The sequence below is a fragment of the Rhizobium sp. UBA1881 genome, from assembly GCF_002338015.1.
In the GTDB taxonomy this organism is placed as follows: domain Bacteria; phylum Pseudomonadota; class Alphaproteobacteria; order Rhizobiales; family Rhizobiaceae; genus Rhizobium.
Genome location: NZ_DDHH01000170.1, coordinates 499 through 10,212 on the forward strand (window position 1 = coordinate 499; position 9,714 = coordinate 10,212).

Here is a 9,714-nt window from a genome sequence, read left to right on the forward strand (position 1 = left end):
ACGCATGAGCGGCAACATCTGTCGCTGCGGAGCCTATTCCAACATCGTCGAGGCCATCGTCGAAGTCGCGGGGACGAAACCATGAAAGCCTTCACCTACGAAAAAGCCTCCTCGATCGAGGCTGCAGCGAAAGCTGCCGTGTCGCGCTCCGATGCAAAGTTCATCGCTGGAGGCACAAATCTTCTCGATCTCATGAAGCTTGAGATCGAAACGCCGACGCATTTGATTGATGTCAATGGCCTGGGCCTAGACAAGATTGAGAAGACGGCAGAGGGTGGTCTTCGGATCGGAGCGCTGGTCCGCAACACTGACCTCGCAGCGGACGCAACCGTCCGGCGTGATTACGCGCTCTTGTCGCGAGCCTTGCTGGCAGGCGCTTCCGGCCAGCTTCGTAACAAGGCGACGACCGCGGGAAATCTGCTTCAACGCACGCGCTGTCCGTATTTCTATGATACGGCACAACCCTGCAACAAACGGGTGCCCGGAAGCGGCTGTTCCGCCATTGGGGGCTTCAGTCGTCAGCATGCCGTAGTCGGGGTCAGCGACGCCTGCATCGCGACGCATCCAAGCGACATGGCGATTGCCATGCGGGCACTCGATGCAGTTGTCGAGACCGTCAAGCCGGACGGGAGCCGCCGCTCGATCCAGATCGCCGATTTCCATCGCCTGCCGGGCGACACGCCTGAAATCGAAACAGCCCTGGAAAAGGGCGAGATCATTGTTTCGGTCGTGCTTCCGCCCCCGATTGGCGGCACGCATATCTATCGCAAGGTCCGTGACCGGGCGTCCTACGCGTTCGCCCTTGTCTCCGTCGGAGCCGTGATTCAGCCGGACGGAACGGGTCGAGTGGCAGTCGGTGGTGTCGCGCACAAACCATGGCGCGTCGAAGCCGCCGACACCGAGCTTACCAAAGGGGCGAAAGCCGCCGCGGGAGCTCTCCTTGCCGATGCCCGTCCGACCGAGCAGAACAAATTCAAGGTCGATCTCGTCGAGCGTACGCTCGGCGCAGTGATCGCCGAAGCCAGAGGCTGACCGTCATGAAGTTCGACACCCCAGCAACCACCAATCCGATCGACCAGCTCAAGGTGGTCGGCCAGCCGATCCATCGCATTGACGGCCAGCTCAAGACGACGGGCCGGGCGATGTATGCCTACGAGTGGCATGATCCCAACATGCCGTATGCCTACGGCTATCCCGTAGGTTCTACGATCGCCAAAGGCCGGATTTCGTCAATGAATGTCGACGCCGCAAAGCGTGCACCCGGCGTTCTTGCCGTGGTCACGACGCTAGATGTCGGCAAGCGGGAAAAGGGCAAGTTCAATACCGCAAAACTTTTCGGTGGCGATGAGATCGTGCATTATCATCAGGCGATTGCGGTGGTCGTGGCCGAGACGTTCGAGCAAGCCCGCGCCGCCGCCGCTCTCGTGAAGGTCGACTACGCTGAGGAAGAGGGCGTCTATAACCTCGCCGATGCGAAGGACACGGCAGTGAAGCCGAAGGATGCCGGCGGCGCGCCGCCAGACACCGCTGTCGGCGATTTCGAGGGGGCGTTCAAGTCTGCCGAGGTGACGTTGGACGAGACCTATACCACCCCGGATCAGTCGCATTCGATGATGGAACCGCATGCGTCCATTGCCGCTTGGGACGGCGACGAGCTGACCGTTTGGACATCAAGCCAGATGATCGATTGGTGGCGCTCTGACCTCGCGACGACGCTTGGCGTCGACAAGGAGAAGATCCACCTCATGTCTCCTTTCATCGGCGGGGGCTTTGGAGGCAAGCTCTTTCTCCGTGCCGACGCAGTCCTTGCGGCTTTTGGAGCAAAGACCGCCAAGCGTCCCGTCAAGGTGGCACTGCCGAGGCCGTTTCTGGTCAACAACACGACGCACCGTCCGGCGACCATTCAGCGAATTCGGATCGGCGCCAGCCGTGACGGCAAGATCACGGCGATCGCTCACGAAAGCTGGTCGGGCGACCAGCCCGATGGTCAGCTCGAAACGGCGGCGATGCAAACGCGGCTTCTCTATGCGGGCGAGAACCGGATGACCGCGATGCGGCTGGCAACGCTCCATCTTCCCGAAGGCAACGCCATGCGTGCGCCGGGAGAGGCGCCGGGGCTGATGGCGCTTGAGATAGCGATGGACGAGATGGCGGAAAAGCTCGGCATCGACCCCGTGCAGTTTCGTATCCTGAACGACACCCAAGTCGATCCCGAAAAACCAGAGCGTCCATTTTCGCATCGCGACTTCGTAGGTTGCCTCAAGCTCGGAGCGGAGCGTTTCGGCTGGGATGACCGAACTCGCCCCGCATCGCGTCGCGAAGGAAACTGGCTGGTCGGCCTCGGTGTTGCCGCCGCTTTCCGTAACAATCTGCTGATCCCGTCGGGTGCGCGGGTCCGCCTTGACAACGAAGGCGTCGTTACCGTCGAGACTGACATGACGGATATTGGAACGGGCAGCTATACGATTATCGCGCAGACCGCAGCAGAGATGATGGGACTGCCAATCGACAAGGTCGCGGTCCAACTCGGAGACTCCCGCTTCCCCGTATCGGCGGGCTCCGGTGGCCAGTTCGGCGCCAACTGTTCGACTACGGGCGTCTATGCCGCTTGTGTCAAGCTCCGCGAGGCTATCGTGCAGAAACTCGGTTTCAACGAGCGTGACGTCGTCTTCGAAGATGGTCAGGTTCGCTCAGGCACTCGCTCGGTTCCCCTTGCCTCAGTAGCAGGCGCCGAAGGACTTGTGGCCGAGGACAAGGTCGAATGGGAGAAGCTTTCCGACAGCCATCAGCAGTCGACCTTCGGCGCGCACTTCGTCGAGGTCGGCGTCGATGTAGCGACCGGTGAAACCCGTATTCGCCGCATGCTCGCGGTATGCGCGGCCGGGCGGATCCTCAACCCGATCACGGCCCGAAGCCAGGTGATCGGTGCCATGACGATGGGAGCGGGGCTCGCGCTCACCGAAGAGCTCGCCGTTGACAGCCGCCGTGGCTTCTTCGTCAACCACGACCTTGCCGGATACGAGGTGCCGGTGCACGCCGACATTCCGCATCAGGAGGTCGTCTTCATGGACGAGACCGATCCCATTTCCTCGCCGATGAAAGCAAAGGGGATTGGCGAGTTAGGATTGTGTGGAGTCTCGGCCGCGATTGCCAACGCGATCCATAACGCAACTGGCATCCGTCTCCGGAACTATCCAATGACCCTCGACAAGCTCATCAGTGGGCTTCCAGAGGTCGCATGATGGTTTCAAGAGGACAAGACGCATGAACCTGATGCTGAACACGATGGAGCTGAATGTGCCGAAGCGGTCGTCCACCAGCGACGACCCTTTGGACATTCTGCAGTATGCCATCGCATCCTTCAAGAACGGCGGGGCGACGCTCGCAACCCTTGTCGATATCCGCGGCGGCGCGGCCCGCGCCCTTGGTTCGCATCTCGCCATTGCGGCCGATGGCAGCTTCGTCGGCTACGTCTCCGGCGGATGCGTCGAGGCGGCGGTCGCTTCTGAGGCGCTGCTGGCTATGGAGGCGGGCCGCGATCGAACCGTTTACTTCGGCGACGGCTCGCCCTTTTTCGATGTCGTCCTTCCTTGTGGAGGCGGCATCATGATCGCCATTCATATCCTGCGCGACGTCGACGTCGAGAATTTGGAAGCCGTCGTCACCGCGGTGCGGGAGCGTCGGACGGCCGGGCTTTCATATTCACCGACCCAGGAAGCGATCAATAGCATCGCGCCGCCTTTGCGATGCGGGTGGGGAAACGGGAGCTTCGAAACGGTCTACCGGCCGCGGATACGCGTCGTCATTTCGGGGCAGTCTTCCGAGGCGGTCGCGCTGGAACGGATTGCCGAAGCGGCCGGACATAACGTCGTGGTCCTGGGAGGATCTGGCGGCGATCTCCACCCTTCAGTTCTTGATCAGCATACGGCGGTGGTACTATTGCATCACGACCTGGACGCCGAAGAGCGAACCCTTGGCATGGCGTTGCAATCGAGTGCGTTCTACATAGGCGCGCTCGGCAGCACACGCACGCATCGAAGTCGCGTCGAGCGTCTGAGACTTGCGGGATTTGTCGACGGCCAGATAGACCGCATAAAGGCCCCGATCGGAATGTTCGGGCCGACCAAGGATTCGACGTCGCTAGCCCTGTCCATACTGGCTGACGTCGCCGCCTCAAGACTTGCCGCCTATGAATGACGTCGCTGCCCCTGATCGCCGCGATCGTTCTTGCCGTGGGAGTTTTCGAGCCGCACCAGAGGCGCCCAAAAGCTCCCTGTAGAATTCGATGGTGTCTCAATGGTTCGCTGGTCGACACTTCTTGTCGTCGGATCGGGATGCATCCAGTGTTCGTCGTCGTCGGGCATCGTGAAGAGCGAATTTACAGAGAGGAATGATCTTCCCGTACGAGTCGTCCAACCCCCCTCTATCCCAGCCGGATGTCGATTTCGATCGTCGCAGGCGTGCGGAAAGGGATTGGTGTCGGATCGCCGGGTCTGATGATCTGTCTCGCCGAGATGCCCGCCTGACGAGAGATCATCGCACTGGTCTTTCGAAGGCCTTTCTAGATCCTGAGGCGAGATGTTCATTCGGGCTTCGCACAATTGGGGTTTCCGATCACCAGATCATCTTTCCTCGGCTTGCCTTACACGATCTTCTGGGTCAGGAAGGCTGCGTTAGTGGATGTGAGATCGTCGAACGCTACGCCTATCCTCCGAATGGGATGCGAGCGGTCGAGAACTGGAGATAATGCCTGCTAGTCACCCTGCAGATGTCTCCCAAGCGGTTCTTTCGGCGGCTGGAGGTTTGAGCAGGCATCGTCTGGTCGAGGCGAGGAACGCGGGGTTAGCACCTGTCGACTCGGGACCGGTCATCCGTCTGTGCCCGTCGATCTAGATAATCCCCGATCATTCGCATTTTATTAAATATGTTAGCAAATATTCGGTGCCGAGGGGCGATCGAAACTTGGAAAAGCGAGTTCATCTCGTGACCACGAAGGAGACTGCCATGTATCAGCGTACGGTTCTCATCGTCGAAGACGAGTTTCTGATCAGAATGCTACTTGCCGACACCTTGGCCGACGAGGGCTATGACGTCGTCGAAGCTGGAAACGTCCTGGAGGCCGTGGCCGTCCTGGGACAGCGTAAGGTCGACGCGGTCGTCACGGACGTGGACATGCCCGGAGGACTGAGCGGTCTTGATCTAGCATGGATGATTTCGTCCACTCACATGGACGTGCCAGTCATCATTGCATCGGGTGGACATCGGTTATCCGCCGACGAGTTACCAAACGACGCCATTTTATCCCAAAGCCCTACGGGCTTGACGTTATCGCCGCAAAAGTCGGCGAGCTGACTGCGAGAAGCGAGCTTCGGATGACCGCCTAGGCAAGGTTCTTCGAGCAACGCAATCGTCCGGAAGGCCATCGGCTGGGTAAGGTTATGTTCGCCGGCGGCCTGTGAATAGCTTCCCGTCGCCGCGACACGGACAAACAGGCAAAGTGCGGAAAGTTGGTCGCTCATTTGGCCCCAGATTGCTCACGAGCGTCCTAACACGCCATCTCAGGACATGAAATGCGCTTGGAATGATCGTTTGAAAAGAGGTCTGCAAAGGCCGTAGATTTACGCTGTGGAACCATGATTCGATAAGCCATCAGGCCAAGGTGCCATCGATGCAGGAAGAGAAGCACATAGCCAGTCTCGACGGCTTGCGCGGCATGGCCGCCGCGGCAGTAGTCTTCTCGCACCTCTATCAAATCTTCCCCTCGCTCGCGCCCTTCATGATAACAGGCGTCGGCGGCCGGGCGGTGGCCATCTTCTTCGCCCTCAGCGGCTTCCTGATGGCTTATCTGTATGGTGATCGGCCGATCAGCCGCAAGGCGGTGGCCGACTTCCTGGTCAGCCGCTTCTCGCGCATCTATCCGGTCTATTTGGTGGCTGTGCTAGCCGTCGCGGCTCTATCGAGTATTCCGGGCTTCGATTTCATCAACCCGATCCATGGGGGCAAGGAAATCCTGCGCCACGTCGTGCTCCTCGGCTCCAACGGAGTCCTGTGGTCGGTCCCGCCGGAGATACAGTTCTACCTTCTCTTCCCGGTGATCTGGCTCTTCTTGAGCGACATGAGGCGATACCAGGCAATCGGCGTCATGCTCGCCGCTTATCTTGCGGTCGATGCGCTCGTCGGGTTCCCAGGTCCAGGCATCATGCTTGTTTCCAAACTCGCTTTCTTCCTCTTCGGCGCTGCGGTCGGAAGACTTCAACCGTTGCTGAGCGACCACTTACAGAACACTGCGACGGGAGTGATGGCGCTGACGTTGCCTTTCTTCATCCTGATCTCGAACCACTTGTTTCCCAACGCGGACAATGCCTGGGGACTGGCACCCGCCTTCGCGGGCGCGCTCGCCGTTCTATTGGTGGCGCAGGAGCATCGGATTTCAGCAGCCGTCTTCGCCGTCGCGCCGATGCGCTTTCTCGGCAAGATCAGCTTCTCGCTCTATCTCTTTCACGTGCCGGTGATGTTCTTGATGGGCAATGCGCTGTCGTCAACGCTGCCGCTTTACATCGTCGTGCCGGCGGCACTCGTCGCCGCCCTGCTGATCGCCTGGATCAGCTACGAATGCATCGAAACCCCGGCGCGCCGGGCATTGGTATCCCGCTGGCATCAGACACTGACCTCTTCCGCCTAGATTTGCAGACTACCCCTACAAGCCGTGAAGTCGTATTTCAGCAATACGTGAAACGCATAGCTTAACGCCTTGTTTCGCCTGTTCTTGGAAGTTACCTACGTGCTACCGGGCAACTCAGTCTTGCTCCTGACCTCAATAGACTTTTCTGAGCCGCCCCCTTTGCCGAGTTACGGCCATGCCAGCCAATGGAGGGAATACGATGACAGCGAGAACGCTCAATGAGATGACGCGGCACGAGCGGTCGAGCATGATATCTTTGGTGGCGCAGACACTGGATGACTTGGCCGAAGATGCCGAGGACCGGGGCGATAAGGTATCGGCCGGAAACGCCAACTACCTGGCTCGTACGCTCCGGGGATGCGGGGTTCACTCAGCCGACCTCAAGGCGACAGAGATACTGCTTGAGCAGGGGATCAGCTACGTGGCCGCGCTCTCTAACAAATACAACCAGTCGGCTGATGTCGACGAGGACGAAGATGGCGATGGAGTTTCTCGACCTGAAGCCAGGGTGCTTCACTAGCGGTCGAGCGCCTGCAGGTTCTGTTAAGTTTATACAAGATCAGGTGAATTCCGGGCTGGTATGAAACCGAACGCAATCCCTTAGCCTGGAGTTCGGCCAGTGCTCAATGTCATCGACAACGACGTCAACGCGCTCGTGCGACTTCTGACTACGGACCAGCCGGCCGATGTCCTGCGGTGTGGTGGACGCCATCGCTCAGGGGCATCGCGCCGCGTTGGCCACCCTCGTGGAAATAGGTGGCCGGGCAGCCCGGCGTCTTGGCGCGCAAATGGCGATCCGCGAGGATGGCGGATACTGCGGCTATCTCTCCGGTGGATGCGTCGAGGCGGGGGTCGCGACGGAAGCCAGGAAGGCGATCGCGGCGGCGGGTGAACGCACGCTGCTACTGGGTAAAGGCTCGCCGTTCTTCGATTTGCAGCTTCCTTGCGGCGGTGGCATCACTGTCGCAATTCATGTTCTCAGAACCGCGGACGAGGTAGCGGTTCACGTGCGATAGAAGATTTCCGATGATTGGAAAACTCGGCGCGCGAATCCCGCGGCACTCAACGAAAACCATCGCTCCGATGCGACGTCATCAAAGCGCAGCGGACCTCTGATCCAGTTGGACGGCTGTGGCGTACGCGCTTCAAAACGTGCCGCCGAACTGGACACGCAATTACAGGCCGATGTAGATATATAACAGTATCCTTATGTCTAAGTCTTCCTGCGCTTTTCAAGAGGCCCAGCGGTTGCATTGGCCTCCATCTGCAAACGCAGTTCGCGCAGCCGAGCTGTCTTCGCTGCGACATCCCGGCCGACCAGATCAAGATCGAGGTATGGCCCATTCCCGGCATTCACAGTCGGGGCGGTCAGCATGTCGAGACCTGCTCCGGCGTGAGGGTCACGCACACGCCGAGTGGGGTGCAAGCCTGCGTCGACATCGGCCGGTCTCAGCACATCAACAAGATGATCGCCATGGACGTGATCCTCGCGGGGTCCGCACCCGAAATTTCAATAATGAGCGGCGGCTCGATACGAGGGAACGAGAATAGGCGCTCGGCGGGTCTGGAGCGGGGTCGTTCGACTACAGTCGGGAGCCTGTAGACGGCGGCGGCGCGCGTGAGCCTATCTCAGACCGGCAGATCGACGCCCGCATCCAGCTCTAAGGATGCCGCGACCTGCTCAGCCGTCGGCAGCAGGCTGGGGTCGCACCATAGCCGAGATCGGCACCTCAAAGTGCGCCCGACATACGCTCGCCGACTACCTCAAAGACGCCTTAGAGGATTTGGCCGTGCATTGGGGCTTGCAGAAGCGAAAAACACCATCGAAATAGCATTCGGTGGTGTTTCCGAGTTAAACCTTGCGCGGTATGAAGTGATTATTGTGGTGATTTGCATATAGCGATCAACACCCAAGACCGCTTCCGGGCGGTCTTTTTCGTTTCAGTGGCGGGCTGCCTCAGGGTTCTTTCTCGTGAGCAGCCAGATAAGCTATTATCTCGCCGACCGTACCGAGGTTTTCTGCCACATCATCGGGTATCTCGACCTTGAAAGCGGCTTCAATTTCCATGACGGCCTCAGTGATCTCAAGGGAGTCGTCGGAGATGTCGCTTAAGAGCGTGGCGTCGCTGATTTCGCCAGCATCGATCGCGAGAGTTTCGACCAGCACCGCCACCAGGCGGTCACGGATCATGTCGGAATTCATTGGCTTTCCTTGTTCAGAGAAATAGCGCTATCAGTCATCCCAGTCCAGAGTGAGGCAGAGGCCTCCCAGATCATATCGAGGAGGCCGAGGTTGTTCAGGGTTTCTTCTGTTTGCTCGACTCTACGGCCCTGGCTCCAAGGGTAGCAGGCGCAGCGGCAGGAGCGGCCTTGTCCTTCTTGGGTTTACGGACTTCTTTGTTGCTCTTCGCTTGACCCTTGGCCATTAATTCCTCCTGTTTGCTATAATAGCTCATTACCTACCAGCGCAGGAGAGAACGCAAGCGGTATCTTGGCCTTGAGCGCAAAAGCGGGTCACACCTCGCTGTCTGGACGCCCGGACTTTTCAAGCACGTCCCGGTGCTGCAACAACGGGATTGGTCGTCAATAATCGAACGACCTCCCCAGCTAGTTCGGTAACATCATAGACGATCGACGCGGCGTGAGCAGCACTCCCCGTCGTGATGATCTGCGTTCGATCAGGTAACGCAACCAAAGACACAACCTGATCGGGATTGATAAAGACAGGCATGGCAGCTTGTCCAATCAAGGTGAATTGCACGAGCCTCATGGTCTCTCTCCGGCTAAAGAGGTTTTCTGCACATAAAACGCGGAAACCGGTTTTGAGTTCGATGCGAAGCTGTGTGTAGAGCTGTTGGGGCATTCCGCCCGAAGCAAGCCGTAACGTTCAAGGACGTAGGTTGACTCAGAACTGCGGGGGCAACTAGGGATTGACCGCCATTAAGCCCGCCGGTTCGCCGAGGCGGGCTCAAATATGAATGGCAAGTTCATACAACGTTCATCCCGGTAAGGGCATGGTCGCGCACATTCTC

Annotated in this window: 9 protein-coding genes and 2 pseudogenes; 8 read left to right on the forward strand and 3 right to left on the reverse strand. The window is 59.1% G+C overall.

Annotated features, from left to right (window positions below; translation table 11 throughout):
* The 5 genes and pseudogenes from B3605_RS20915 to B3605_RS20935 form a co-directional block, all read left to right on the forward strand.
* Positions 1–85: pseudogene (locus B3605_RS20915) on the forward strand ((2Fe-2S)-binding protein); the annotation flags it as partial.
* Complete coding sequence (locus B3605_RS20920; protein ID WP_112973837.1) at positions 82–1,032, forward strand: FAD binding domain-containing protein; 951 nt, start codon at positions 82–84, stop codon at positions 1,030–1,032. The pseudogene B3605_RS20915 and the gene B3605_RS20920, both read left to right, overlap by 4 nt.
* A 5-nt stretch (positions 1,033–1,037) precedes the next feature.
* Positions 1,038–3,242 (forward strand): aldehyde oxidoreductase molybdenum-binding subunit PaoC, encoded by a 2,205-nt coding sequence (paoC, locus tag B3605_RS20925; protein ID WP_112973838.1) that lies wholly within the window; start codon positions 1,038–1,040, stop codon positions 3,240–3,242.
* Between the two features lie 22 nt (positions 3,243–3,264).
* Positions 3,265–4,197, forward strand: coding sequence for an XdhC family protein (locus B3605_RS20930; RefSeq protein ID WP_112973839.1), 933 nt, complete (start codon positions 3,265–3,267; stop codon positions 4,195–4,197).
* A gap of 807 nt (positions 4,198–5,004) precedes the next feature.
* On the forward strand, positions 5,005–5,352 hold the full coding sequence (locus B3605_RS20935; protein ID WP_296435886.1) for a response regulator: 348 nt from the start codon (positions 5,005–5,007) through the stop codon (positions 5,350–5,352).
* 50 nt (positions 5,353–5,402) lie between these two features.
* Here the strand turns inward: B3605_RS20935 and B3605_RS25845 are convergent.
* Positions 5,403–5,519: pseudogene (locus B3605_RS25845) on the reverse strand (helix-turn-helix domain-containing protein); the annotation flags it as partial.
* Positions 5,520–5,668: 149 nt separating this feature from the next.
* Between B3605_RS25845 and B3605_RS20940 the strand changes: the two are divergent.
* The 3 genes from B3605_RS20940 (at position 5,669) to B3605_RS20950 (ending at position 7,698) form a co-directional block, all read left to right on the forward strand.
* Positions 5,669–6,682 carry an acyltransferase family protein gene (locus tag B3605_RS20940; RefSeq protein ID WP_112973842.1) on the forward strand — a complete coding sequence of 338 codons (1,014 nt, stop codon included), beginning with the start codon at positions 5,669–5,671 and terminating at the stop codon, positions 6,680–6,682.
* Between the two features lie 199 nt (positions 6,683–6,881).
* The gene (locus tag B3605_RS20945; RefSeq protein ID WP_112945461.1) at positions 6,882–7,202 is read left to right on the forward strand and encodes a hypothetical protein; all 321 of its coding nucleotides are present in this window, start codon (positions 6,882–6,884) and stop codon (positions 7,200–7,202) included.
* 166 nt (positions 7,203–7,368) lie between these two features.
* On the forward strand, positions 7,369–7,698 hold the full coding sequence (locus B3605_RS20950; RefSeq protein ID WP_112973843.1) for an XdhC family protein: 330 nt from the start codon (positions 7,369–7,371) through the stop codon (positions 7,696–7,698).
* A gap of 941 nt (positions 7,699–8,639) precedes the next feature.
* On the opposite strand, the gene B3605_RS20955 is transcribed toward B3605_RS20950, so the two are convergent.
* Together B3605_RS20955 and B3605_RS20960 are read right to left on the reverse strand one after the other, a co-directional pair.
* Positions 8,640–8,885 carry an acyl carrier protein gene (locus B3605_RS20955; RefSeq protein WP_112945459.1) on the reverse strand — a complete coding sequence of 82 codons (246 nt, stop codon included), beginning with the start codon at positions 8,883–8,885 and terminating at the stop codon, positions 8,640–8,642.
* A 342-nt stretch (positions 8,886–9,227) separates the two neighbouring features.
* Complete coding sequence (locus B3605_RS20960; RefSeq protein WP_183796364.1) at positions 9,228–9,452, reverse strand: hypothetical protein; 225 nt, start codon at positions 9,450–9,452, stop codon at positions 9,228–9,230.
* Between the last annotated feature and the right edge of the window lie 262 nt (positions 9,453–9,714).